The organism is Pyrobaculum calidifontis JCM 11548 (assembly GCF_000015805.1).
In the GTDB taxonomy this organism is placed as follows: Archaea; Thermoproteota; Thermoprotei; order Thermoproteales; family Thermoproteaceae; genus Pyrobaculum; species Pyrobaculum calidifontis.
On sequence record NC_009073.1, the window covers coordinates 1,248,055 to 1,271,486 of the forward strand.

General features: G+C 58.9%; 28 protein-coding genes and 1 tRNA gene. 18 read left to right on the plus strand and 11 right to left on the minus strand.

Annotated elements, in window-relative coordinates; all coding sequences use genetic code 11:
• Nucleotides 1-8: 8 nt before the first annotated feature.
• From PCAL_RS07070 to PCAL_RS07080, 3 genes are read left to right on the plus strand one after another with little or no spacing between them, the layout of a single operon-like run.
• Nucleotides 9-761, plus strand: coding sequence for an ATP-binding cassette domain-containing protein (locus PCAL_RS07070; protein ID WP_011850011.1), 753 nt, complete (start codon nt 9-11; stop codon nt 759-761).
• Complete coding sequence (locus PCAL_RS07075) at nt 758-1,039, plus strand: hypothetical protein (RefSeq protein ID WP_011850012.1); 282 nt, start codon at nt 758-760, stop codon at nt 1,037-1,039. Before PCAL_RS07070 ends, PCAL_RS07075 begins: the two co-directional genes overlap by 4 nt.
• 42 nt (nt 1,040-1,081) lie before the next feature.
• Nucleotides 1,082-1,531 (plus strand): hypothetical protein, encoded by a 450-nt coding sequence (locus PCAL_RS07080; protein WP_011850013.1) that lies wholly within the window; start codon nt 1,082-1,084, stop codon nt 1,529-1,531.
• Here PCAL_RS07080 and PCAL_RS07085 read toward each other — a convergent pair.
• Complete coding sequence (locus PCAL_RS07085; RefSeq protein ID WP_011850014.1) at nt 1,528-2,583, minus strand: DUF1646 family protein; 1,056 nt, start codon at nt 2,581-2,583, stop codon at nt 1,528-1,530. The two genes, PCAL_RS07080 and PCAL_RS07085, sit on opposite strands and share 4 nt — an antisense overlap.
• 54 nt (nt 2,584-2,637) lie before the next feature.
• On the opposite strand from PCAL_RS07085, the gene PCAL_RS07090 reads away from it, so the two are divergent.
• Nucleotides 2,638-3,930 carry an APC family permease gene (locus PCAL_RS07090; protein WP_011850015.1) on the plus strand — a complete coding sequence of 431 codons (1,293 nt, stop codon included), beginning with the start codon at nt 2,638-2,640 and terminating at the stop codon, nt 3,928-3,930.
• Here PCAL_RS07090 and PCAL_RS07095 read toward each other — a convergent pair.
• The gene (locus PCAL_RS07095) at nt 3,927-4,442 is read right to left on the minus strand and encodes an NUDIX hydrolase (protein WP_011850016.1); all 516 of its coding nucleotides are present in this window, start codon (nt 4,440-4,442) and stop codon (nt 3,927-3,929) included. The two genes, PCAL_RS07090 and PCAL_RS07095, sit on opposite strands and share 4 nt — an antisense overlap.
• 123 nt (nt 4,443-4,565) lie before the next feature.
• On the opposite strand from PCAL_RS07095, the gene PCAL_RS07100 reads away from it, so the two are divergent.
• Nucleotides 4,566-4,672 (plus strand) — tRNA-Ala (locus tag PCAL_RS07100).
• Between the two features lie 312 nt (nt 4,673-4,984).
• On the plus strand, nt 4,985-5,992 hold the full coding sequence (locus PCAL_RS07105; protein WP_011850017.1) for a GumC domain-containing protein: 1,008 nt from the start codon (nt 4,985-4,987) through the stop codon (nt 5,990-5,992).
• Here the strand turns inward: PCAL_RS07105 and PCAL_RS07110 are convergent.
• From PCAL_RS07110 to PCAL_RS07125, 4 genes are all read right to left on the minus strand, one after another.
• Nucleotides 5,989-7,014: an ATP-binding protein gene (locus PCAL_RS07110; RefSeq protein WP_011850018.1), complete on the minus strand. Its 1,026-nt coding sequence runs from the start codon at nt 7,012-7,014 to the stop codon at nt 5,989-5,991. The two genes, PCAL_RS07105 and PCAL_RS07110, sit on opposite strands and share 4 nt — an antisense overlap.
• A 72-nt stretch (nt 7,015-7,086) precedes the next feature.
• On the minus strand, nt 7,087-7,521 hold the full coding sequence (locus PCAL_RS07115) for a CBS domain-containing protein (RefSeq protein WP_193322595.1): 435 nt from the start codon (nt 7,519-7,521) through the stop codon (nt 7,087-7,089).
• Nucleotides 7,522-7,721: 200 nt separating this feature from the next.
• The gene (locus tag PCAL_RS07120; RefSeq protein ID WP_193322596.1) at nt 7,722-11,246 is read right to left on the minus strand and encodes a hypothetical protein; all 3,525 of its coding nucleotides are present in this window, start codon (nt 11,244-11,246) and stop codon (nt 7,722-7,724) included.
• Nucleotides 11,233-11,646, minus strand: coding sequence for an archaellin/type IV pilin N-terminal domain-containing protein (locus tag PCAL_RS07125; protein ID WP_011850021.1), 414 nt, complete (start codon nt 11,644-11,646; stop codon nt 11,233-11,235). The genes PCAL_RS07120 and PCAL_RS07125 overlap by 14 nt, the downstream gene beginning before the upstream one ends.
• Nucleotides 11,647-11,751: 105 nt before the next feature.
• Between PCAL_RS07125 and PCAL_RS07130 the strand changes: the two genes are divergently transcribed.
• The 8 genes from PCAL_RS07130 (at nt 11,752) to PCAL_RS07165 (ending at nt 17,804) form a co-directional block, all read left to right on the plus strand.
• On the plus strand, nt 11,752-12,180 hold the full coding sequence (locus PCAL_RS07130; RefSeq protein WP_226951927.1) for an archaellin/type IV pilin N-terminal domain-containing protein: 429 nt from the start codon (nt 11,752-11,754) through the stop codon (nt 12,178-12,180).
• A gap of 31 nt (nt 12,181-12,211) precedes the next feature.
• Nucleotides 12,212-12,982, plus strand: a complete 771-nt coding sequence (locus tag PCAL_RS07135; RefSeq protein WP_011850023.1) for a type II secretion system F family protein — start codon at nt 12,212-12,214, stop codon at nt 12,980-12,982.
• Entirely contained in the window at nt 12,979-14,454 is a 1,476-nt protein-coding gene (locus PCAL_RS07140) for a type II/IV secretion system ATPase subunit (protein WP_011850024.1), read from the plus strand. The genes PCAL_RS07135 and PCAL_RS07140 overlap by 4 nt, the downstream gene beginning before the upstream one ends.
• Nucleotides 14,451-15,236, plus strand: coding sequence for a type II secretion system F family protein (locus PCAL_RS07145; protein WP_011850025.1), 786 nt, complete (start codon nt 14,451-14,453; stop codon nt 15,234-15,236). Before PCAL_RS07140 ends, PCAL_RS07145 begins: the two co-directional genes overlap by 4 nt.
• 63 nt (nt 15,237-15,299) lie before the next feature.
• Nucleotides 15,300-15,581 (plus strand): hypothetical protein, encoded by a 282-nt coding sequence (locus tag PCAL_RS07150; protein WP_011850026.1) that lies wholly within the window; start codon nt 15,300-15,302, stop codon nt 15,579-15,581.
• A complete protein-coding gene (locus PCAL_RS07155; protein ID WP_011850027.1) occupies nt 15,572-16,693 on the plus strand; it encodes a nucleotide-binding protein in 1,122 nt (373 codons plus the stop codon). The genes PCAL_RS07150 and PCAL_RS07155 overlap by 10 nt, the downstream gene beginning before the upstream one ends.
• A gap of 137 nt (nt 16,694-16,830) precedes the next feature.
• A complete protein-coding gene (locus tag PCAL_RS07160) occupies nt 16,831-17,346 on the plus strand; it encodes a PaREP1 family protein (RefSeq protein WP_011850028.1) in 516 nt (171 codons plus the stop codon).
• Between the two features lie 170 nt (nt 17,347-17,516).
• Nucleotides 17,517-17,804, plus strand: coding sequence for a Rieske (2Fe-2S) protein (locus PCAL_RS07165; RefSeq protein ID WP_011850029.1), 288 nt, complete (start codon nt 17,517-17,519; stop codon nt 17,802-17,804).
• 175 nt (nt 17,805-17,979) lie between these two features.
• Here the strand turns inward: PCAL_RS07165 and PCAL_RS07170 are convergent, their stop codons facing one another.
• Entirely contained in the window at nt 17,980-18,831 is an 852-nt protein-coding gene (locus tag PCAL_RS07170; protein ID WP_011850030.1) for a ZIP family metal transporter, read from the minus strand.
• A gap of 285 nt (nt 18,832-19,116) precedes the next feature.
• A complete protein-coding gene (locus PCAL_RS07175) occupies nt 19,117-19,674 on the minus strand; it encodes a pyrimidine dimer DNA glycosylase/endonuclease V (protein WP_011850031.1) in 558 nt (185 codons plus the stop codon).
• A gap of 100 nt (nt 19,675-19,774) precedes the next feature.
• Here PCAL_RS07175 and PCAL_RS07180 point away from each other — a divergent pair, with 100 nt between their 5' ends.
• Together PCAL_RS07180 and PCAL_RS07185 are read left to right on the plus strand one after the other, a co-directional pair.
• Nucleotides 19,775-20,230, plus strand: a complete 456-nt coding sequence (locus PCAL_RS07180; RefSeq protein WP_011850032.1) for a hypothetical protein — start codon at nt 19,775-19,777, stop codon at nt 20,228-20,230.
• A 102-nt stretch (nt 20,231-20,332) separates the two neighbouring features.
• Nucleotides 20,333-20,707: a hypothetical protein gene (locus tag PCAL_RS07185; RefSeq protein WP_193322597.1), complete on the plus strand. Its 375-nt coding sequence runs from the start codon at nt 20,333-20,335 to the stop codon at nt 20,705-20,707.
• 5 nt (nt 20,708-20,712) lie between these two features.
• On the opposite strand, the gene PCAL_RS07190 is transcribed toward PCAL_RS07185, so the two are convergent.
• The 3 genes from PCAL_RS07190 to PCAL_RS07200 all read right to left on the minus strand — a co-directional run bounded on the left by PCAL_RS07190 (nt 20,713) and on the right by PCAL_RS07200 (nt 21,576).
• A complete protein-coding gene (locus tag PCAL_RS07190) occupies nt 20,713-20,892 on the minus strand; it encodes a hypothetical protein (protein ID WP_193322598.1) in 180 nt (59 codons plus the stop codon).
• Nucleotides 20,893-20,914: 22 nt separating this feature from the next.
• Nucleotides 20,915-21,112 (minus strand): hypothetical protein, encoded by a 198-nt coding sequence (locus PCAL_RS07195; RefSeq protein ID WP_193322599.1) that lies wholly within the window; start codon nt 21,110-21,112, stop codon nt 20,915-20,917.
• A 131-nt stretch (nt 21,113-21,243) separates the two neighbouring features.
• Nucleotides 21,244-21,576, minus strand: coding sequence for a helix-turn-helix domain-containing protein (locus PCAL_RS07200; RefSeq protein WP_193322600.1), 333 nt, complete (start codon nt 21,574-21,576; stop codon nt 21,244-21,246).
• A 162-nt stretch (nt 21,577-21,738) separates the two neighbouring features.
• On the opposite strand from PCAL_RS07200, the gene PCAL_RS07205 reads away from it, so the two are divergent.
• A complete protein-coding gene (locus PCAL_RS07205; RefSeq protein ID WP_011850034.1) occupies nt 21,739-21,978 on the plus strand; it encodes an AbrB/MazE/SpoVT family DNA-binding domain-containing protein in 240 nt (79 codons plus the stop codon).
• A gap of 146 nt (nt 21,979-22,124) precedes the next feature.
• Entirely contained in the window at nt 22,125-23,420 is a 1,296-nt protein-coding gene (locus tag PCAL_RS07210) for an ABC transporter substrate-binding protein (RefSeq protein WP_193322601.1), read from the plus strand.
• Nucleotides 23,421-23,432: the final 12 nt, after the last annotated feature.

Here is a 23,432-nt window from a genome sequence, read left to right on the forward strand (position 1 = left end):
TTTCCAATGTGCTCCTCATAGACGTCGCAGGTGGGTACAAGGGGAGGCTGGTGGTAGACGCCGCCTTTGAGGTAGGCCCCGGGGTCACGGCGCTGGTGGGCCCCAACGGCAGTGGGAAAACCACTCTGCTCCGCCTGGCGGCGGGTGTGCTGCCGGCGGCTAGGAGGAGGGTGGCCGTGGAGGGCGCCGAGGTCAGGCCGGGGGACTTGGCCTACTTGCCCACCTCCGGCGGCCTTGACCCACACATGTTGGTGAGAGACGAGTTGGAGTTCTACTGGCAGGTGCTGGGCGGGGAGAGGAGGGACTGGGCCGTGGGGCTTCTCGGCTTGAAAGAGCTCATGGGGGAGAAGGTTGGGCGGCTAAGCCACGGCCAGCGCCGGAGGGTGGAGTTGGCCATTGTCTTCTCACTCAAGAGGAGGGTCTACCTCCTCGACGAGCCGCTGAAGGGCCTCGACGTCCAGTACAAAGATGCCGTGCTGTCGGCGCTCAGGGAGCTCGGGCCCTACGTAATCTTCACCACCCACGAGCCAGAGGCGGTAGAAAAAGTTGCACAATGGGTTGTCGTAATTAGAGGGGGTAAGCCGAGCTACGTGGGCGCGTTGGCGGGGCTCAGAAAGAGGGCGGTGATAAGGGCTAGAAGAGGCGGCGAGGTAGTCACTGTTGAGAGCGACGACGCCGATTCCAAGGCGGCGGAGCTCGCCGCGGCGGGGTACACTATTGAGGAGATTTCCAGTGCAGAGCTCAAGCGGCTGATGACATGACCACCGCGCCGTTTGTAAAAAGGGCCTGGAAAGTGGGCCGCGCCGCCTACGGCACAACATTCGCCATAATGCTGATAATAGGCTTAGGCATAACTCTGACGTTCGCCGTAGTACTAACTACAGTCTCGCCAGAGGAGGTGGCAAAAGACGTGCCGCACTTGCCGCCGGAGGTTGCCTACACAAACTTCAAGGCCCTCTTTCTAATGCTCACCGCAATCACCGTGGCCCTCTTTGCTGGCGGAGTGGCGGCGATGGTGATGGGCGGCTCTATTCAGTAGGACAGTAGAAACGGCGTCTACGAGGTCTTGCTAGGCAACGGCGTGGCACCGGGGCAGTTGACAAAGGCCCTCTTCTACACTGCCATGTCTGCCGCAACCGCCTTCTACATCTTGGCAGTGGCCTTGGCGGCCGTAATTACAGCACTAGCGGCGCCGGAGGCGTGGCCCATAATGCCCGCCGCGGCGCTGGCCGCCTTGGCCAGCGTGTTCTCAGCCGCTGCGTTGATACTCGTCGTTGGCCTTGCAAAACCTCAGCTGTTCAAAATTCGCACAGGCGTAGGGGCTACTCAGAACTTGGCGTATCTGCTTGCCCTACTGCCCTCAATGGCTCTTACATTTGCAACAACGCCGTTTTTAATATCCCTAGACGTGGAGACGGCCACCATCGTGATTTCCGCCACCTCGGCCGCGGCTATTTTGGCGAGTGTAGCCGCGGTGTTGGTGGCCCCCCGGTTTTTGAACAGGGAGGAGCTCATCGCCCCTGGGGACTAGAGGACTGGGTGGGGCACGAGCACTAGCACGTATATGCCCATGGCGGCCAACACAGCGAGGCCGACTGGGGCCGCCAGCCTTATCCACTCTTTGAAGCCTATCTTGAGGACTCCCGCCAGGACTATGTTGGGGACGTTGCCCGGTATAGTCAATCCCCCGGAGAGCACTAGGGAGACTAGGAAGGCCCTAAGGGCGTCTACAGCCATCTCTGGGCCCACCAGCGCCGCCACCAGCGTTGCGTTGTCGGCCACGGCGGAGAGGAGGCCGAACACGTAGAGCACCTCCTTCCCCAGCTCCGCCACCGCCTCTGCTATGGGCTTGAAGAACTCCCCCAGGATAGTCAAGGCGAAGATGAATATGAACACCTTCGCCGCCCTTAGGAAGACCTCCCTCAGCTCGGGCTCGTAGGGCTCCACCTCCACCTCCGCGGCGCGTAGCCTCTTCAGCGTGAAGTAGGCGTAGAGGGCGAAGAAGAGGACCACTATGAACACGGCGTCGAAGAGGACGTGGACGAGGTAGAAGAAGCCCTGCTTCAGCTTAGCCACCGCGATGGTGGAGAGGGGCTCCCCTATTGGCAAAAGGGCGGCGCCTGCCCCAATGGCGAAGGCCCCGTAGACCGCGGCCCTGGCCTTGTAGCCGTGGGGCGCGTCTGCGAAGCCGAGTAGCTCCGCCAACACAGCCGCCGCCACTATGGCGGAGATGGCGCTGGAGGACAGGCCAAGGACGAAGATGAGGAGAGCCACGACCCCAGGCCTCGCCAAGACGTCCGCCGCCTTGGCCATCCTATGCCGAAGCGCATAGAAGACCAGGCCCGCCGCCAGCACCACTTGGACAATTCCAATGGGCAAGTAGCCCAGGCCGGGCTGGTAGACCGCCACGGGGTGGAGGAGTGCCTCCTCGATCAAGTGGAGCGACCAAATGCCCTCCAGCGTCGCGCCGACCACCGCCATCGCCAAGAAGAAGAGCTCCAAGTTGTGCTCCACCTTCTTAGACACCACCGGCAGGGCGATCAACAAGACAAGGAAGACCACTTGGAGAAGGGGCAACTCCATGGGGGCGCGGCTGTGCGCCTATTTAAGTTTTAATACTCGCCGCTGCGACGCGGCGTGGGCGAACACGTGGCTAGAGAGTGGCTTAGGCGCAGGCTGGGGACCTTCGGCCTATACGCCCTAGTCCACTCAGACTTCCAATCCACCTACTACTTCCTTGTGGGCTACATAGCCCTGGCCGCGGGCGCCTTCGGCTTCATAGGCGCGGTGTACGGCGTATTGCTAATGGCGGCGGTGGCGCTGGCCTACGGCGAGATGGGGTCGCGGTTCCCAGAGGCGGGGGGGTCCTACCTCTACGTTAAGTACTCCTTCGGCGAAACGGTTGCCTTTCTCTCCACCTGGATGCTGGCCTTTGACCAAATCGTCATGGTGAGCTACGGCACAATAGACGCGGCTAAGGTGTTAGAAAAGGCCCTGGGGCTACACGTCGAGGTGCCTCTCGTCGCTGCTCTGCTCTCCACGGCGCTCTTCGCCATCACGCTGGTCGGGATTAGGGAGTCCGCCCTCTTCGCCACCGCCGTCGCAGTGCTAGACATCTCCATCACCACCACCATGGTAACGCTCTCCCTGGCCCAAAACCCCGCGCCGCCCCCCTACTTCAACTGGCACGGCGTAGAGACGGCGAACCTCCTCCTCGCCTTCTCCCTCCTCTCTCGCGGCTTCACCGGCCTCGACTCCATTGGCCAACTCGCCGGCGAGGCGAGAGAGCCCCTTGTGCAAGTCCCCCGCGCCACCCTGGCGGCTGTGGCCATGGGCAGCTTCTACGGCCTAGGCCTCATGGCCGCCATAATGTCCACCCTGACCCCTCAGCACATTGAGGACCCCGCGGTGGCCCCCCTATACCTCGCCGCCAAGCTGAGCCCCGTCCTCTACGCCCTAGCCTCGGCCTCCATATTCGCCGTAATGATGACGGCGGCTCTCGCCGGCTACGTCTCCTTCTCCCGCCTCACCTACATAATGGCCCAGTCGGGGGACCTCCCACACCACTTCGCCAAAGTGCACCCCCGCTTCAGAACCCCCTACATCTCCCTCGTCGTCACCTACGCGGTGTCCCTAGCCCTAATAGCCGTGGGTGAGGTGGGGATAATACTGGCCATATATGCAATTGGGTCGCTGGTGAACTACCTCCTAGTCGCCGCCGCCTTGGCCAAAGCCGCCAAGTCTGGCACACTACACGGGGCCTTCAGAACGCCGTACATAATGGGAGTCCCCCTCTCCTCCTGGATGGGACTAGCCCTCATACCCCCAGGCCTCGCCCTAACCCTCGCAGAGAAGTGGCCGTACCTCTGGGCCCTGGCCCTGTGGGCCGCCGCCGGCGCCGCCCTCTACTACGCCAAGAAGAGGCGCTAGGGCAGTAGGCCCCGCGCCCTCCCCACCAACAGCGCTATTACCGTCTTCCCGTCCACGATCTCCCCCGCGTCGACCATCCGAAGCGCCTCCCCGGGCAGAACCTTCACCACCTCCATGTCCACCTCCCCCTCGTCCCGCCCAGAAACCCCCACGTACCTAACCTGGTCAGTGAAATACAGCCTAATAACCTCGTTGCTCACCCCCGGCGAGGGGTAGAAATCCAAGAGGTGGACAAGGCGCAGCGGCTCAAAGCCCGTCTCCTCCACCATCTCCCTAACCGCCGCCCGCTCAGGCGGCTCCCCAGGCTCAAGAGTCCCAGCCGGAACCTCAAGAGTCCACCTCCCAAGCGCCGGGCGGAACTGCTTTACCAACAACACGGCCCCATCCACCAAGGCCAACACCGCGACAGCCCCCGGGTGGACCAGATACTCCCCCCACACAAGCCTTCCGCCCACGGCCCTCGCCCTGCGCACCAGAGTAAACTTCCTCCCCCTGTAAATCACCTCCTCCATAGAGGCGGAAAGGGGGATGGTTAAAAATTCAGTCGCCAGACCCCAATCGGCGCCCTGGGTATCAACACACAAGCCCCAGAAAACAGGAAATAAAACTTTTAAACAGACATATACGAGGCGTTGGGGCCGGTAGTCTAGCGGAAGGATGCCCGCCTCGCGCGGCTAGCCCCAAGAACGCGGGTGATCCCGGGAGGGGAACCCCGGGAATTCGAATCCCGGCCGGTCCACCATCTTTCTACGCCATCCCCTAGGAATCCATGTGCGCTACACGTGACTTAGGCCGACGCACGGCTTCCATATGGCAAAATAGCCCTTAACTGTCTCCTGCCGTGGTCGTCGCGTGTAAGCACAGCCAGCGCAGAGTAGCGCCAAATGGAGATCTGCGTTACAAATATTCGGCATTGAGACAACAACGGCGCAGGACCCTCACACGCCGGAGTACTACAAACAGCTCAGCTCACCGCAAAAAACTACCACTGCTAAAACTGCACAACGCCTACTGCTCACAAATAAAATATTTTAACCTGTGGGACGCCTAATACGTGGACGTGGTCTACTACCTCGTGGGCCTTTCAGTCACGATCATCGGCATGTTAGGCGGCGCCATGTTCTGGCTAGGGCGGAAATTCGCCCAAATAGACGAACGCCTCCAGCGGCTGGAAAAGGGATATGAAGAACTAAGAAGCACTCTGACTGAGTTCAAGAACTGGACTGAGAAAAAATTCGCCGAGGTTGAGGGAGAGCTGGCCGGGGTCAAGGAGAGAGTCGCGGCTGTGGAAAAGGGGTTAGAGGAGGTCAAAGGCCGGCTTGTCAACGTAGAAAGTAGACTTATGGGCGTAGAGAAAGAGTTAGAGGAAGTCAAGGGCAGGCTGGCCAACGTGGAGGGCAGAGTTGCAGGCCTAGAGGGGAGGCTGGCGGAGGTGGAGAAGGGTTTGGCCGATGTGAGGAGTCGGCTTGCCAACGTAGAAAGTAGGCTTGTAGGCGTAGAGAAGGGGCTGGAGGAGGTCAAGAGCCGGTTAGCCGTCGTAGAGGGTAGAGTTGTAGAAGTTGAGAAAGGTCTAACAGATGTGAGGAATAGGCTGGCCGGCGTGGAGGGCAGAGTTGCAGAAGTCGAGAGAGGTCTTGCCGATGTGAGGAGTCGGCTTGCCGGGGTGGAGGGTCGTCTTGTGGAGTTTGAGGAGAGGTTTGTCTCTTTTGCCGACTCGGTGAGGGGGAGTGTGGTTTCTATGAATTCTCTTGTGGTGGAGTTTCTTGGGTTGAAGGGTCTTCTCTCTCGTGAGGAGGTTGGGTTTTTGTCGAGGGAGGCCTCACGCCTTGCCCTCGCCATAAGGCCAAACCCCATCACCGAGGAAGAGGTGGAATTCCTAAGGCGAGTCTTCTCTAAGCCAGTGGAGGAGATGACCGTGGAAGAGCTGGAAAAGGCGGCGGAAATCGCCAAGCGGTGGTGGTACCGAGAAGGCAAAGAAGAGGCCTACAGGCTGTTCTTAATAGCCTGGACCATTAGGACATACAAGCTAATCCAAGAGCCGAGAGAGAAGAAGGAGGGCTAGGCGGAGGACTCCAGCGCCACTTTTACGGCCTCGCGGTGTAGGGGGGTCTGCCAGGCGTAGTGCCTCCCTATGCCCAGCTCAAGGTCCCGCTCAGGCGGCGGGGCGTCGACCCAGCCGCGGGGGTCTCTATCCCACAGCCTCACCACCAAGTTCATCTCCACCAGCCCCTCCACCAGCGCCGCCGGCGCCTCGCCGTCGTACAAGGCGTCGGGGTCCTCCACGGCCCTCCTCAGCCACTCCACCTCCCGCGCCCCCAGCCTCTTCACAAAGTCCCAAAGCCCCCTCCCCTTTGCCACATCCCTCGCCACCACGGCGGGGTCCCACCCAGACTCGTAAAGCTTGCCCAAATACCTCGGATTACCCCCAGTCCACCTCCACACCTCGTTGAATGGGGGCTTTGGGCCTGGCATCGCCCTGTACAACTCTTCGAAACCCTCCCGCGACATATTCCACATAAGCCTCAGCGAAGCCCAGTCGTGCCTCCCCACGCGGCTCCTCGTAACACCCTCGCTAGACGCCACAACGGCCACCACGCTGTCGTAGTCAGCCGGCGGATACTCAATGAAATTCAAAACCGATTTGACCAATTGCTCCACCCTGTCCAGGCCGACGGCTTGAAAGACGTCGTCGGCGAGTATGGCGATCCTCTTCTTGCCCCTCTTCAGCGCCCTAGACACCACTGCAAGCGCGAGGTCTACAAGCGCCGGCGCCGCAGGATTGACTACGCCGCCGAGCACCTCCCTCCACGTCCTCTTTACCACATCTTTCAAGTCGTCGGTGGCGACAAGCCGCTCAGCCACCTCGCCGAGAGGGTTGACATAGACGACAGAGTAGCCCCACTCCCTCAACACCTCGACGGCCTGCCTAAGGAGGGCCGTCTTACCACAGCCCTCGGGGCCGTACACCACGAGCGGAAAACGCGTCCCCCTCTCCGCGACCTCCCTAAGCTGGCCAAGCGCCACCTCGCGGTCAACAAATTCCACCTCGACCCCCCTCACAAGCCTAAGCCTGACCCTTCTCACGCCTCAGCCACGTCAACACCCTAAATACTTTGCTCAACCGCAGAGCTCCTACCGCGCGTCCAGCCGCTGGCGTCAACGCCCCTCTGACGCGCCAGCTGGTTGCCTAGCTTGGAAGTACTCCACCACTTCCTTTAGCAAGGGGATGTTGTACACAATGTCCCTCAGGGCCACCACTCCGTAGAGCTCCCCGCCTTTTAAGACGACGACCCGCCTCACGTTGTGCTCCCTCATCGCCAAAACGGCCTCGCCCACGTGAGCCTCGGCGTCCACGGCGACGAGGAGCTTAGACATGACCTGAGACACGGGAGTAGAGAGGTCTACGCCCAGCGCCAAAGCCCGGAGCACGTCCCTCTCGCCCACAATGCCCACAGGCCGCCTGGGATTAGCAGGATCAACCACAACCACAGACCCCACACCCCGCTCAACCATAAGCTCCACCACCTCCCGCAGAGGAGTGTTAGGTGTGCAGGTAACCACATTAGTCCTAGCCACAGCAACCACCTTCACACACAAGCCAACCCAAGAAAATAAAAAACTTATGCCACACACAGCCATCCACGCCCAAGCAACTACGCCGCGCCCCAAACAGCGCATAGCCAGCCGACAAGTCCACAGACCACGTAAGCCAATGAAGAAGGCGTGATTTAATACACGCAACAACCAAGCGAAAACTACGGAAAATGGGATTTTAACAAACCTTTGTACGGTTAACCCCACGCTTCCACCGTCCTTACCACTAGGTACTCCCCTGGCCCAGCCTTGAAGCCGATGAACTGTGCGTTGGGCGGCGCGGCGCAGCCAAACCTCGCCAGCACGTTGCCCGACGAGTCTCTCACGATGACGTCTCCCAGCGCGGCGAGGGGCCTAAGCTCTACCCACTGCGAGGAGGGGCTGTAGTAGCCGTAGACGCAACCCGCCGACGAGCCGCGCAAGTATAGGCCGAAGGCCTCGCCCAGCGTCAAGGTGAGGGCAACGTACTTCCCCACGCCGGTGAAATTGGCCACGTAGGTCAACGCGCCTTGCACCACCGGCGTATATGCGACGCCTCCCGCTGTGACTAGGAGGTAGTTGTAGGAGGCCCAGGCGTATCCCCTCCCGCTCCAGCCAGCTGGCGGTGTACAGGCGCTGTATGTCACTGCTAGGTCGTCCCAATAGACTTTAAATCCGCCGGAGCCTCCGCCGTCTACGGCGGCCATGGCCACTGCCAGCACTGCCCCAGGCCCGCTGAGCGATATCGACCACTGGTACTTAGACACATTCGTCATTGTGCCCAGGCTACGGAAGACGTACTGAGTCGTGTTTTGGCATGTCCCCTGGCACACCACTGTGCCAGGGCTTATGAAGGCGCTGACGGTGGTGGCGGTGCCGTCACTGCGGTAGTAGATGTACTCCCTGTCCACTGCCCCGTCTCCGTCTGTGTCTACGCCCACTGAGACGTAGGCAACGTTGTTCTGCGTATCGCCGGTGTTCCTCACGTAGAGGCCCCACACCGAGATCGAGGTGCCGAGGACAGGGATGGGCTGGGGGAGCCAGTACTGCGCCACGGCGTACACCACCCCGCCAGAGGGGACAGCCTCAGTGGCCAGAGAGGGGGGCGAAGTGGGGCTGGCGGCTCTAGTCACGTAGACGGCTGAGGCGGAGCTTTTCACAACCCTTACGGCGGGGGGTAGAGAGCAACTCCACCCCGCCATGTTAAGGTTGTCAAACCGCCCCGTGGCGGCGCCATCTTGACGCCCACTGTCGCCTACCACAAAAGCCACCTTTGTCACCACGCCGTCAATCCCCAAGTCGTTGCGCAAATTAAAGTTGGCGGAGAAGAAGGAGTAGAGCGAGCCGCTAATGGAGCCACAGGGACTTGGCACAGGGCCTAGGTCTTTTACCACGTGGCTGGCGGGCGGCGACGAGGTGCAGCTCCCCGTCCTCATGCGGTAGTCGCAGACTTTTTGACGGTTAATTACATCCCAAAGCTCAGCATTTCTATCTTGCAAGGAAGTTTGTGCATCACATATCCTCTTCACATAATAAACGTATACTTTAGAGCCGTCTGGCTTTACGACTTCGAGCTGTATGTAGGTAATTTCGTCGACGGAATTGTCGCCGTATGCTAATCTGTGCTGTACTTGTATTGTGGTGTCTGTTGATATGGCTAGGCTTGAGATATCCCATATTAGGGCCGACACGCCGTAGGCGATTGTGCTACTGCCGTCTGCCGTGATTTGCAACGTACCGCCGCTTGTGGTAACGCTACCCGTAGCCCTAACCCACTGGTCATAAGACACGCCGGGCGGGGCTAGGCCTGTGTCCCAGCCCCACGTGAGACTACGCTGTTGACAATAGTTAAACTGATCCACCACCTGCGAAGTGCCGCAGGAAAACGTCCACTGGGCGAGGCGGGACATGGGCTCAGCTGTGAAGTTGGCCACGGCCTGGCTACAGCTGCTGGCAGTGGCGTTGGCCGTGACCCAGTAGGCGGTGTTGGAGCGGGTGGCCCACCTCACTGGGGCTTGGAGCGGCGTGGGAGAGCCCGAGGACTGCGTCGGCTTGAGCTGGAGGTTTGGCCCAAGCCAAATCTCGTAGTAGCCGGGGGAGCCCCCCTCCCCCGTCTTCACGAGCCACGCCGGGGAGGGGCCGGAGAGCCGGCCCACCACGTAGTCCTCCCACCACCCAGGCATAAACTTCAGCCGGAGAGAAAGGCCAGACACGGCGAGAAGCGGGAATATCGTGGAGTTCGGAGTGAGGTAGAAGGGCGGGCAGTAGGGCGCGGCGACCGGCGGCCTGACAGCGATGAAGCGGACGAGACCAGGGCCCTGGGCGACGGCAAACACAGACTTCCCCGGCGACTCCGCGCTCCGGCCAGCCACCACCTTCAACACGACCCAGTTAGCCGGCAAAAAGCCCGGCCGGCCCACCACGCCGTCGTAAAGGACCACCCCCTTGTAGCTCGCCGTGACGCGGACAGCCACGGTAGTGCTGTTATAAGACCAGAAGGCATTAGTCACAGTGCAATTAAACGTGGCAACCCACACGGCCCGGGTTTCCCCCGGCGCCAATGTCAACGGACGCCACGCCCCCTCCTCCAAGCCCTCTACCCCTATCTGTCTGCACTGCAATAGCCTCCTGTCGTAGTCAAGGAAGTAGGTGTAGTTGAGCGGCGTGTAGCCCGGGTTGGGGTTCGTAAACCTCAGGTAGAGGTTGAAGATGGTAGAGTTGTGGGTCGAGTTGACGTAGGCCACAGTCCTATCAGCCTCAGCCCACACCCGCACCTTCCCCACCACCACGTCCACCGTCACTATGTACCCCCCTCCGTCAACCACCCTATACGTGTAGTTACCCACAACCCCCGGCGGACACGCCACACTCCCCCCTGTCGCGCGGCCACTGTCCAACACGGAGCCTCCCCTGACGACGAAGTAGTAGAGGGGCTCAGAAGCGCCGCCCACCACGCATGCCGAGCCGGTGTAGTTGAAAGATCCCCACTTCAGCGGTTTCTGCACCACGGTGGCTACGAATGTGTCGGCCGAGGCGATGAGGATGCCGTTGTAGTACGCCTCGACCCGCGCGTATATGGGGATAGGCGGAGCCCCAGCGCTGTAAAAGTAGTCGTCCTTAGTGACGCTACACACGAAGTAACCTAGATTGAGGGAGGCGGACCCCCCGGGAGGCACCACCACCGGCTCTTCGGTGTTCTTCTTGCTACATTCAATATATTGGCTGTTGCCGTAGCCGTACAACTCCGCCTTAAAGCTTGTAAATACGGCGTACCCATCGCTGGGATTGTATATATTCACATAGAGGACCACCGCCGCTTCTTTGTACAAGTCGTCTACGTACAGAAACGCGGCATTCACCCTCGGCGAGAGGGTTGCATAGCCGACGTGCACCTTAGCCAAGTAGATCCCCCCATCCCTCCTCACCGCCTTGTACACATACTCACCGGGCCCAGGGGGGCAACGGGGCTCCGTGCCCTCGTAGACGAGGCGCCCCTCCCCGTCCACCACCACGTAGTAGATCCCCGAGCCCCCCAGCCAGCACTTCAGCTGTCCCCCGGCGGTGGAGGCGTTGAACGTCGTCTCTTGGTCTACGGTGACGGCGGAGTACACCGCCGCGACGCCCTTCTGCGTCGTCGACATGAGGAAGTTGTAGAAATAGAAGAGAGACAGCACAATCACTGCAAAGGCCGTGAGGAATATGGCGAAGGAGGCGACGGTGGAGAGGCCCCTAATTCTCCACATACTCCCCCCTAGGCCCAGTCAACCTGTAACGCGCGTCCGCGCGGTATTCTAGCCGAGTGATCACACAGCCCACGCCTCCCGGCGGCACGGGCCCCCCACCCCAGCACCACGATGTCTCGCTCGCATCTACAACAGTGCCGCTTACTATGAGATAGGCCCTGTCGAAGGTGCAGGGCACCGAGCCTGTGTTCACCACGTAGAGCCGCGCCCACCCGCCGTCGTTAACCACGGCGAAAATCCTCCCCACGCACAGCTGGGAGGCCCCCTCCACCGTCAGCCGCGACACCGACGGCCCATAGACCATGTTGAAAAACACAGCCACCACAAACGCGGAAAGCGCCACAGTGACCACAAGAAGCAACACCGAGGAAAACACCTCGCTCAAACCCCTCAAAGCCATAGCCACATATACACACAAGAAGAAGTATTTTACTGTGCACCCCGCCGACGGTGCACCCCCCGACCCACACCACAAAATATATGTTACACTGAAAATACTATGCCCATGAAAACCAAAGGCCTCGAACCAATAGTCGCCGCGGTGTTGCTAATAGTCGTCGCAGTAATAGGCGCAGTGCTGGTATACCTATGGTTCTCAGGCTATGTAACAAGAGCCACCTCTCAGGCAGAACAACTATCCGCAGCCGAACAACTAAAAATAGAAGCAGTATCAAAAACAGGCACTACAGTTAGTGTAAATGTAAGAAATGTCGGAGAAGTGCCTGTTAAAATAGCTTCAGCATATGTGTTAAATGCCACAACATTAACAATGATATGTGGAGGATCTCTCACCAGCCCACAGCAAATAGACCCCGGAACTATACAAACTATAAATGTGCCGGGTACTTGTAATTTAATCGCTGGCGCCCGCTATATTGTTAAAGTGGTTACGGCGCGTGGTACTGAGGCTGCGGCTACCTTTATTTCGCCGTAGGTGTTTTAAATTCCCCTCTTTTTTTCTCCCCGTGTTTTCTTTCTTGTATGGGTGGGTTTTGTGGATTGGGCTTGGGGTTGGGGCTGTGTTGGGGGTGGTGGGGTGGCTTGGGTTTAGGAGGGCTGTGTTTGTGTACCGTCTGGAGGGGCAGATTCCGCAGGTGCTCCGCATGGTGGCGGACGCGGTGGGGGCTGGGATGGGGCTGAGGGAGGCGTTTGAGGTGGTGGCGGGGATGGGGCTGTACCCGGCGAATGCGGTTTTTAGGCGGGTGCTCTCGCTGGCGGAGGTGGGTGGGCTGGCGGTGGATGAGGCTCTTTGGAGAGTGGCCTCGGAGCTCCCCTCCCCCAATTTTAGGAGGTTTGCCCTTATCGTGGCTGAGGGGGCGAGGAGTGGTGCTAGGCTGGGGGAGGTGCTCGGCGTGGCGGCGAGGAGCTTCGCCGTGGTGGTGGACTTTAGGCGGGAGTTGTGGTCTCAGCTGAGGCCCTACGTGGCGCTTTTCTACGCCGTGGTGGCGGTGTACGTCGTCCTCGCCGACGTCTTGGTATACTTCCTACTGCCCAGCGTGGCTAAGTTCTCCGCCTCCGGGGGGCCCTGGGGAGGAGTCTCCGCCTCTGTGCCCCCGAGGGAGGAGCTTGTGCCAGTCCTCTTCCTCACGGCCCTCGTCCAGTCGGTGATCGGCGGCCTCATCGTGGGGAGGCTCGCGTACTTTAGCCCCCGGGCTGGGCTTCTGCACAGCGGCGTTGCGTCGGCGGCCTCGGCGGTGGGGCTAGTGGCCCCGGCGTGGCTTGGGTGGCAGCCATGACGTCGCCTTCCCAGATTGCAGAAGTGTTGGACGAGTACGAGGTGTCTGAGTTTGTGCATGCCGTTGTCTACGTGGATAGGGACGGGTTTAGGCGGTATAGGGCTGTGGAGCCTCCGCTGGGCGAGGAGGAGGCGGCGGCCCTCAAGAGGCTTAAGTCGGCTATTCAGAACGTGGGGGGTGTCCGCGACGGGGTGCTTAAGCTGGCGCGGGAGAGGCGGGTTGAGTACTTGGAGGAGTTGGCGAAGAGGGCGGCGTCTGAGTTTAAGATTAGGGTGGATGAGCGGGCGTGGAGGAAGGTCATGTACTACCTCCGGCGGGATCTGCTGGGGTACGGCAAGTTGGACCCCCTGTTCGCCGACCCCTTTATCGAGGATATCCACGTCGATGGGCCGGGCAGTGTGTGGATTTGGCACGCGAGGTGGGAGTCTCTGCGCACGGACGTGGCGCTGTCTGAGGAGGAGCTCGACGCCTATGTGCAGAGGCTTTCGTCGCTTGTGGGTAAGCCCGTCTCGTACGCCGACCCGGTCCTCGAGGGGATGCTCCCGGAGGGGTACCGCCTGGAGTTGGCCATTCCCCCCGTGTCGCCTAGGGGCCCCTCTTTCGTGGTTCGGAAGTACTTCGTGGAGCCCCTGACCCTGGTCGACCTTGTGAAAATGGGCACGATATCGGCGGACGCCGCGGCGTATCTGTGGCTTATGTTGGACTACGGGCGTAACATTGTGATTGTGGGGCCGACGGGTGCTGGGAAGACCACCTTGCTCAACGCCCTCCTCTACTTGGTGAGGCCGGAGGCCAAGATTCTCACCATCGAGGACACTAGGGAGATTAACATTGTCCACGACCACTGGCAGGCCTTGCTCACAAGGCCGGCGAGGGGGGAGGGGGTGCGCGACGTCTCTGCGTTTGACCTGCTGGCCGTTGCCATGAGGTCACGGCCTGACTACGTGGTGGTGGGGGAGGTGAGGGGGGAGGAGGCGTACGTCCTCTTCCAGGCCTTTGGCTCTGGCCACTCGGGCGCCACCACTATCCACGCAGAGACTATCGAGGACGCGGTTAGGCGCCTCTTGACTAGGCCCATGAACGTCCCGCCGATGCTCCTCGGCCTAGCCCACGTGTTTGTGAGAATTATGCGGGTCAAGGTGGGGGAGAGGGTGGTTAGGAGAGTGGTGGAAATCGCCGAGAACATGGGCGTCTCTAGAGGCGGGAGACCCCGGCTACACTACGTCTTTAGGTGGAACCCCGAGAAAGATGCATTGGAGCAGGTGGAGGAGAGTTTGCACCTGGAGACTATATCGAGGGCGCGGTTTGTGCCGCTTGAGCAGCTGAGGGAGGAGTACCAGCGGCGGAGGAGGCTCATCTCAATTATGGCGGAGAGGGGCTACACCTCGCCGTACGTCGTGGCGAAGATCTTCACCCGCTACCACTTAAACCCGGAGGCGGCCCTAGCCGCCGTGGAGCGGGGGGAGGTATGAGGCTGTTCTTCGAGCTTTATAGGCAGAGCGGCCTCGCGTTTAGCTACAGGCGCTACTTGGCCGCGCTGGTCCTTATCCCTCTGGCCTCCGGCGCGGCGGGGGGCGTGGCGGCCCTCTTCCTCCTGGGCCCAGTCGCCGCCTTGGCGGTGGGGCTCATGGCCGGGCTCTTGGCCTTCGCGGGGGTTGTGGCGTATCCGCTCCACCTCGTCTCGGCTAGGCGGTCGCACTTTGAGAACAACTTTGTCTACACCCTGGCCGTGATGCTCCCGCTCTTCGCCGCGGGGGTGCCCCTTGGGAGAGTGATAGCTAGGCTGGCCGAGGTGGAGGCGGACAAGTACATCGCCAGGGAGTTCGCCCTGGTGACGAGGGAGGTGGTGGTGATGGGGGCCACTCCCACGGAGGCCCTCCTACACAGCGCAGAGAGGGTGCCCAGCCAGGCGTATAGGGAGACGGTGAACCTCTTGGCCAAGGCCTCCCGGGTCACGGAGCGCGTGGACGAGGTGTTGTTGGCCAGGCTGGAGTGGATGCTCAGGGGGAAGCAGGTGAAGGCCCAGTCCCTCGTGCGGTCGCTGGCCCTCCTCTTTGAGATATACGTCGTCGCGGCGATGCTCTTGCCCATATTGGTGGCCATACTCGCCCTAGCCCTCAGCCCACTAGGCGCCCTAGAAGTGGCTGGCTTCGCACTAGACCCAGTGACTCTAATCGCCCTCACGGGGCTAATATACAGCCCACTAGTTGGAGCTGTCTTCTACATCATCTTTGATTCAAATGCAAATATATAGTTGCAGTATATACAAGGATACATACCGAAACATTTTAATATATTATGATGCAAAATAAGTCTCATGTGCTTGACCAGGGAGACCCTGGTCAAGTTTTATGGCTCGCTGAGCTTCTCGCTTAGGACGCTTATCCACCACCGGGTCCTCGCGGCGACGAAAAAGCCCTTCGACTACTTCCTCGTGGAGGAGCCATGGTCTGTCTATGGGGTTTTGGAGAGGGCAATGGGTGTCCACAACGCCGAGCTCTTCGTCTATATGTTGAAGCACTGGCTTGAGAAAAACGGTTGTCTCAAGTCTGTAGAAGATATAAGAAAATACCTTAGGGAGAGGGGGCTATGGCAGTGACTTTGCTAGATTTGGCCCTCTTAGAGCTTAGGGGCGTTACTCTTGTCTACGGCGCCGCGGGGGCTGGGAAGACCACTTTCACGGCGTGGTGGGTGCGGCGTTATGGCAAAGTGTTTTGGGTCTCGGCCTTTGAGGACGAGGCCACTTTTAGGGCGAACATGGCTAAGCTTGGCTACGAGTTTGGGGATAGGCTGGTCTTCTGGGAGGCGCCCCTCGGCGAGGCGGAGGCCTTTTTCAACGCGCTGGTAGACGCCGTGGCGAAGGAGAGACCGGAGGCACTCGTCGTGGACTCTGTCACAGCCTTTCTCCCACAGAGCGGCGTTGACCTACTTCAGAACTTGGTCTACCGCGTTGTGAGGAAGATGGGCGTGGACGTCTTTCTCACCGCTGAGGCGCACGTGGCTGAGCAGTTGACCTACCTCGCAGACAACGTGATCGAGCTCAAGTACGAGGTGTATCCCTACGGCTCTTTTAGAGAGCTTGTGGTCAGAAAGGTGCGCGGGGGGCCGGCTGGGTACACGACGCCCTTCATCATAGTAGAGGGGGAGGGCTTTGTTCCACTTGCGCCTCCCGCTGGCGGGGCGAGGCCAACGGCGCTGGAGACTGGCACTTGCATCGACAAGCTGGTCGGCGGTGTTTACAAAGGCGCCGCCACGGCCGTGGTGGGGCCTGTGGGGTCTGGGAAGACTACCATCATGCTTATGGCAGCTAAGGCGTTGATGGATAGGGGTAAGAGGGTGGCCTATGTAGACGTGGGAGGCGGCGGGTCTTTGGTTGCTGAGAAATACGGCGTGGAGACCATAGACGTGGAGCTAAACGTCACCCATCTGGTGCATACGTTACGGAGGCTAGCTGGCGTGGGCTACGACGCCGTATTTATCCGCGGGCTTGACGCCTTTGGCAGTGCATTTGGAAGAGACGCCTTTGTCCAAGCCCTTAGATATGCGACTAGAGTTTCGCGCATGGGGCCGGCCGTTGTCGCCTCGCTGAGAAGGCTCTACGGAATGGACATTCTCTTCGATGTAGTAATACGCGTAGGAGAGGACTTCGTAGAGTCGGTGCGCTCCCCAATTGGGAGACACAGAATTTCAAAGGCCGAGTGCAAACTCTAACTTTTTCCTCGCCCCGCATAAGTTCTCCGCGCTTTGGCCCTGACATGGGCATAACCTCTAACGGATGGGCCTAAGGCGCAGAGCTGAATGTATACTAGACGCGGCTATTGCTTTTAAAACCGTGGCCGCATGTAGATGTGGCAACGGTTGTTTACCCTTGGCGCGACGTTAGGGCATATGTGGAGGTTAGGCTGGAGGAGGCCCTTGCAGAGTTTGAGCTGGCTGAGAAGTTTCTCGGAGAGGGGTTGTACAGAAATGCGGCTGGGAAGGCGTTTCAGGGGTGGAAGGCGGCGTTGGCGGCGGCCGCGGCGTTGAATAGGCAGATCCTGGCGAGGCGGTTTAGCGGGCGTGTGAAGACGAGGATCGGCAAGGTGGTCGAGAGGGCGGACTGGGTCGCCGCCGTGATGCCTACTGGCCTTATGCGCGCCGTGGCTCAGATTCTCGAGGAGGTGTACGGCTTCGAGGTGGTGGCTCTCACCGACGTGGCGTTGAACATCCACGAGTTTTACTACAACGGCGTAGACGAGGCGGGCCTTTTGAGCCGCTACGCCGCCCTAGACTTAGCCGAGGCGGACATAAGGCGGTTGATACGGGAGGGGAAGAAGTTCGTTGAAAGGCTCAAGGGCGACCTTCAACAACGCCGCGGCGGTTAATTCGCTAGCCGCCCCACGAGATATCTCCCAAGGCGCAACTTGGCGGCAGGGGGTCAAATGGGCGGCGCTGGGCTGTTGAGGCGCTCTCACTGTGGTTAGGCGCGGCAGGGGCGCGGTGCAAGCGGCGGAGGTGGGTGCAGATTTTTATGTAGCACACGGTGGCTGGTGTCATGAGAGTGAAGATTAGCGACTTGAGGGAGGGGGCCATAACGCCCTTTGAGGGTGTCATCTTGATACGGCTGGGCCGAGAGGTGTATGCCTACAGGGACGAGTGTCCGCACGCCTACTGCACCTTGTCAACGGCCGGCGTAGTGGAGGGCCAGACTCTCATCTGTACGTGCCACTACTGCAGGTTTGACATACCCACGGGCAGATCCCTCACGCCAGAGCTAACCACAGAACCCCTGGCCAGAGTCCCCGTGCGTATAGTGGGCGACGAAGTCGTGATAGAGGAATAGACCCCAGCCGTGGAGCTGTTAATACAGTTGGGCAACGCAGTTTAAACCGTGTACCATGTGCTAAAAGTCAATTATGAAGCACTTATACGACAATGTGTAACTCTGCAATTGCTAACAAAGGATTGCTCCGCGGGTAACCTCCTTGGCGAGGGTTTGGTTGTAAAAATAGCTGGCGTTAGTCCGCTGTGGCGAAGTATATGAGGCTTTCTGTGCTGAAGGCTATGACTACGCCCAGTGTTATTCCTAGCCAGAACTTGGCGCTTGCCACTCCGCCGAGTTTGGCTAAGGCGTTTAAATTCACGTGCAACATGGCGTATACGATGGAGGCTGTGGCTATCGTGTTTAGGGTGGCTAGGAAGAGGCCGCTCTCTATCCCAGCGTAGTATATCGCGGCGCCTGGGATTACTGGCAGGCCCGCCAGCAAGGAGAGACCCACGGCCTGCGTTAGAGGAACGGCCACCCGCTTGTCGGCCAGGAGGGGCCCCGCTATGCCGAACCCCTCGGTGAAGTTGTGCACTGCGAAGCCCACGGTGAACAACACGGCGAGGGCCACGGCGCCTTCCAGCAGGGCGGCGGCGATGGCGAAGCCCTCTGCCACGTTGTGGACGCCGAAGGCCAGGGCCACTATGAGGGCGACGGTGAGGCTTGTGCTCCCCCGTGCGGCGTGCACTGCCCTCTCCGCCTTGGCCAGCGCCACGTAGGTCAAGGCGAGGGACGCCGTGGTGACAAACGACGCCACTAGGAACTGGTCCAGCGTCTCTGGCTTAGCCAGCTCCTCCACGTACTCAGCCGCGGCGTGCCCAGTCTCCAAGGCCAAGTAGGCCAGTATTCCCCCGGCCACGGCTTGGAGGAGCCCCACGGCGCTACCGCTCAGCTTAGACCTAGCCCACAACATGAACAAGAGGCCGAACAGCACCGTTATCCCGGCCACGAAGCCGTAGGCCAGCGGCGTGTAGTCAAACGACGCGGCATACGCTGTTAACGGTGTTGCTACAATTCCTGCCAGTATAGAGGTTCCCTTGCCCATGGCCCTATTCTGTTTTCCATTTTAAAGTATTAACATTGTTAATGCTTTTAGGTAGAAGAGACTTCTACGTCAAAAAATGTAACACTTCCCCTCTAATGTCACGCGCCTGTCACTACAAAATCGAGCCTAGAGAGGTGAAAAGATGTCCGTAATAAACCCATTCCTAACCCCTCAAAACAGCACTTCACTGGCCGTTATGAGACCTATACCTCTCCAGGTGCCCGCATAGACATCCCCGGCTGTTAAGAAAGCCGGATCAGCATTTAGACAAGGCGTCTACCCTCGTCAGCTTCTCGGAAATATGGATGCGCAGTCTACCTCCCCCCTCTTCAACTTGTCCACAAACCTCCTGTATTGGCCGTATACTTGGAGTATCCAGGTGTTGACCCCGGGTATTGGCGCGGGCTCTGTCTCTAGGACTTCGGCCACCTCCTCGGGTGAGAAGACCCTTAGGTAGTGGCAGGGCTCCTTTAGTATCAATACGCGCCTGTACTCTACCTCGTGGACGTGGGTTATGGGGGTGCCCGGCGCCCCCTTTACCTTCGCCAAGAGGGGCACCACGTCGGCGAGGGAGATGTTGTTCTTGTGCCCCCTCGCCTTCCACTCTTCCACAATGGCGTAGAAGTAGCCCACGAGGTCTCCCACGTAGGGCCTCCCCCCGTTGAAGTACATCAAGACCACGGGGTGGTTTAGCCACCCCCTGCGCCCATCCGCCAAGACGCCGAGCTTCCTCAAAATGGCCAGCAACACCTGCTTGGTCTCCACCCTCTGCTTCCCAAGCCTCCTGTCGTCTAACACCTTGGCCGACCTCGCCCAGTCTCGGTAGGGCCTAAAAATCTGCACGCCTTAATGGGGGGCCGTAGCTATTAAAGCTCTCCGCCCGCTTTATCAGTTTGGGTAGAACGGGTAACAAAGTTTATATCTAGCGGACAAGGAGCTACATATGGATAAGTTGAATCTACTTGCGTGGGTTATGGTAAGGCTTGGAGTAACAGATAATGTAGTAGAAAGTAGCTTTCGGGCTAGGCTGAGGGTGCAGAAGGCCGTCTACCTACTGCAGGCCCTCGGCTTCCCCACCGGCTACGAGTTCAGCATGTACATACGGGGCCCCTACAGCCCGGAGCTAGCCAACGACTACATGGAGTTGGCCAGGGAGGGCCTCGTCCACGAGTACGCGAAATACGCGGAGGTGGACGAGGAGAAGTGGGGGCCCATCGTAGACAAGCTCGCCGCAGAAGACGTGCTGGTCCTCGAAGTTGCTGCCACGTTGTACGACCTTCTCGATGCCGGTTGGCCTCTGGAGGAGGCAAAGGAGAGGGTAATGGAGCTCAAGCCCTACGCCACCGAGCGGCTGATAAATGCAGGCACGCGGCTGTTAAAGGAGCTGGGCCTAATGTAATGCCCACGTATTGGCACTTAGACACGTCGATACTCCTTGAAAGACGTATATTCGATTGCCTTACATATAAGATAAAGGAATTTAACATATAGAGTAAGCGTTGTGGCGCTTGGAGAACTTCTCATTAAATACCGTGGTCTTCAGGATAAGAGTGAGCAGGAACATCTATGCGAAATAGCGGAATTAGTGGACAAGGTGATTCATCCATACGTTGTAACACATAGAGAATGTCCTGAGGGGGGAGGGGACGCTTCATGTGATAACATTTCAAAAGTCTTACAGAAGGTTCTCGAGACGGATTACCACATTTCTGTCAATGATGCACTGATCATAGCACATGCACTAGTGGATAAGGACTGTGCTGGACTAATTACTACGGACAGAAAGATACTACGCTCAGAGAGTTTGCACAAGCTTGCAAGAGAGTACGGCAAAAAGCTGGTAGGGCCAGAGCACTTGGGATGCGGCGGAGAATAGTCAACCTAAAACTTGGCAGTGCCCACATCATCCAATATGGCCCGAGTCGCCCACTTCGCCAGGTAGTCCAGCCACTCCTCACGGTGGGGGTCAAATCGTCCCCAGAGACGGAGCGCCATGTCAACACCATGGGCCAAATTGTCGAGACCCGACAGCTTGGGCTTGTTCTCGTCTACACGTTCCACCTTCTCTAGGAGCTCGGGGGATTTATAACCGCAACACTGGCGGTTGTTTTATCAGTTGTTGCTGAAGTGTGACAAACGCGTCATAAAGCAGGCTGGCAGGCTGGGGGTCTCTTATGCGCACTACGCTGTCAATAAACCGCTTCGGCGCCTTTGTGGCCTCGCGCCTAGCCTTCTCCGACTCGCTATACGTGTAGACCCGCTGGTGGGTCTCAGGCGTCAAGGCCCAGCCGACATGGTTAGGAATTCACTAATATCTTAGATAGTCGCGTACGGTTTGCGGCATATTGCCATCCGCTGTAGCACGGGCGCGAAACAGCTCAATATCCTCCCTGGTGACTGTGTAGGCTGGCTCTAGTTGCAGGCCCGGGAGCAACCCGACAGCTCCTTAATCACGTGCTCGCGCCGGGTCTTGCTCCGCAGGGCCTTGGCTATGACGTTTACGGCTTGGGCAATGTCGAGCTGGGAGAGCGGGAGCTCCGGCAGACACCGGTCCATGGCCTCTCCTAGAGATTGATATAGGCGTTCCAACTTGTCCGCAGTGGGGGTGTTTTTGCCAGAGTGCCATTGGCTCACTGCCGCTGGGGAGACGCCGGCGGCCCGTGCAATATCGCTAATGCCATACTCCAGTTCCTCTACGAGACATCTAATGACGCCAGCCCTCTCCTCTGGGGTTATCTGTACCATATTTGAACCGCCGCTGTAGGGATAATAGTTTGTGCTTTTAACTTTAACGCTCGTGAAACTTAAGAACATGCGGCTATATAAGCCCGCTCCCGCCGAGCGTTGGCGGGGGCTCCGGCGCCCAGCGCCTTAGTTAAGCTTTTATACACTTGGCGAGGTGGAGGTGTGGAGGAGTACAGAGTGAGGGTGACTAAGAATTTTCACATCGCAATCCCCGCGCCTATTAGGGATAAGCTTGGCTTGCGGGCAGGGGACAGCCTTATTGTGAGGCTTGAGGGAGACCGGATCATCGTTGAGAAGCCCAAGGGCGACGTCACAGCGTTGAGGATTAGGCTCGGCCAGAGAGTGGACTGGCGCCTCGTGGAAGAGGCCGTGGCAGAGGCCGCGGAGCGTACTACCGATTAGGACGTGTTTAGCTACTACTTTTGGGTATGAGTCTTGTGCGGAGTAGTTGACGTATAACAAGGGCTTCCGGCCACTAGGTCTCTATATATTCCGAATATTAATCTATATATGCGAACGAATAAATATTCAATCTATGAAACAAGCATATGAGCAGGACAGGTTTAATAGTAAGCGTGGTTGTAATACTGATAATTCTAGGCGTAATTGTTGCATGGCTTGCGTCACAGGGCGCGCCTCCGGCAACTCCCACGCCTGCCCCAACTCAAACTGCCTCTCCAACTCCTACTCCGACTCCTGCCCCGGCTAAGGTGAAGATTAGGATTTGGGGACCTTGGTCGGGGGCTGAGTATGAGTACTTTAAGCAAGTCCTCGACGAGTATCAGAGGCTTAATCCAAATGTGGAGTTTGAATATGTCACTAGGAGGGCTGAGGATATTGCCCAAATTCTGCCTACTCAGCTTGAGGCTAGGCAGGCGCCTGCCGATGTCATTTTCACGTCTTTTGGCTGGTTTGTGGTCGAGATGGCTAAGAGGGGCCACCTCGTGGATTTGACTAACGTTGTTAACGAGGCGGAGTTTGTGCCTGGGATTCTCGACGGCGTGAAGTACGACGGCAAGATCTGGGCCGCGCCTTTTACCATGTCGTTGAAGCCGGGCTTCTGGTATAGGAAGTCCTTCTTCCAGAGGTATGGCCTTTCTGAGCCGCAGACGTGGGATGAGTTTGTCCAGCTCTTGGAGAAGCTTAAGGGCGTGCAGGGCGTCAAGGCGCCCATTGCCTCTGGCGACGGAGTTGGGTGGCCTCTTTCCGACGTCACTGAGGCCTTTATAATAGCGTACGCTGGTCCCGACGTGTTTAAGGGGCTGATTGATGGCAGTGTAAAATTCACAGACCCCAGGGTTGTGGCCGTTTTTAGAGATAGGCTGGTGCCGCTTTTGAAGAAGGGATACTTTGGCGAGCCGACGGAGTGGACTGCGGCTGTGCAACAGTGGTGGAATGGGGAGTATGGCATCTACTTCATGGGCACTTGGATCTTGGGCATGGTGGATAACCCAGACGATGTGGGCTTCTTCCCCATGCCGGAGACTAGGGGGATAACTGGGGGCACTGACTACATATTTGTGCCAAAGTACTCTCCCAACGTGGAGGCGGCTGTGGAGTTTGTGAAGTGGCTCGCCACTAAGGGGCAGGAGGTCCACGCCTCTACTAAGGCTGGGAAGGTGCCGTCGTGGCTTAAGGCCGATCCCAACAAGATTTGGCCGCCTTTGAAGGCCGTGTATGAGAAGACTGTGGGCAAGGGCATGGTGCTTCTCCCCGACCTTGACGACAGCGTTGGCGGCGATTGGCAGAAGCTCTTCTGGGACCAGTTGAAGCTTCTGTGGGTGCAGCCTGACAAGTGGCAGGACGTTGTTAACACCTTGGCGGCTAACTTCCCCGCTAAATGAGGCAGTACCTAG

Excerpts from the sequence above, each read along its gene's own strand:
- PCAL_RS07075 (WP_011850012.1), top strand. The coding sequence starts at position 758 with ATGACCACCGCGCCGTTTGTAAAAAGGGCCTGGAAAGTGGGCCGCGCC.
- PCAL_RS07085 (WP_011850014.1), bottom strand. The coding sequence starts at position 2,583 with ATGGAGTTGCCCCTTCTCCAAGTGGTCTTCCTTGTCTTGTTGATCGCC.
- PCAL_RS07095 (WP_011850016.1), bottom strand. The coding sequence starts at position 4,442 with ATGGAGGAGGTGATTTACAGGGGGAGGAAGTTTACTCTGGTGCGCAGG.
- PCAL_RS07120 (WP_193322596.1), bottom strand. The coding sequence starts at position 11,246 with ATGTGGAGAATTAGGGGCCTCTCCACCGTCGCCTCCTTCGCCATATTC.
- PCAL_RS07125 (WP_011850021.1), bottom strand. The coding sequence starts at position 11,646 with ATGGCTTTGAGGGGTTTGAGCGAGGTGTTTTCCTCGGTGTTGCTTCTT.
- PCAL_RS07130 (WP_226951927.1), top strand. The coding sequence starts at position 11,752 with ATGAAAACCAAAGGCCTCGAACCAATAGTCGCCGCGGTGTTGCTAATA.
- PCAL_RS07140 (WP_011850024.1), top strand. The coding sequence starts at position 12,979 with ATGACGTCGCCTTCCCAGATTGCAGAAGTGTTGGACGAGTACGAGGTG.
- PCAL_RS07145 (WP_011850025.1), top strand. The coding sequence starts at position 14,451 with ATGAGGCTGTTCTTCGAGCTTTATAGGCAGAGCGGCCTCGCGTTTAGC.
- PCAL_RS07150 (WP_011850026.1), top strand. The coding sequence starts at position 15,300 with ATGTGCTTGACCAGGGAGACCCTGGTCAAGTTTTATGGCTCGCTGAGC.
- PCAL_RS07155 (WP_011850027.1), top strand. The coding sequence starts at position 15,572 with ATGGCAGTGACTTTGCTAGATTTGGCCCTCTTAGAGCTTAGGGGCGTT.
- PCAL_RS07165 (WP_011850029.1), top strand. The coding sequence starts at position 17,517 with ATGAGAGTGAAGATTAGCGACTTGAGGGAGGGGGCCATAACGCCCTTT.
- PCAL_RS07170 (WP_011850030.1), bottom strand. The coding sequence starts at position 18,831 with ATGGGCAAGGGAACCTCTATACTGGCAGGAATTGTAGCAACACCGTTA.
- PCAL_RS07180 (WP_011850032.1), top strand. The coding sequence starts at position 19,775 with ATGGATAAGTTGAATCTACTTGCGTGGGTTATGGTAAGGCTTGGAGTA.
- PCAL_RS07200 (WP_193322600.1), bottom strand. The coding sequence starts at position 21,576 with ATGGTACAGATAACCCCAGAGGAGAGGGCTGGCGTCATTAGATGTCTC.
- PCAL_RS07210 (WP_193322601.1), top strand. The coding sequence starts at position 22,125 with ATGAGCAGGACAGGTTTAATAGTAAGCGTGGTTGTAATACTGATAATT.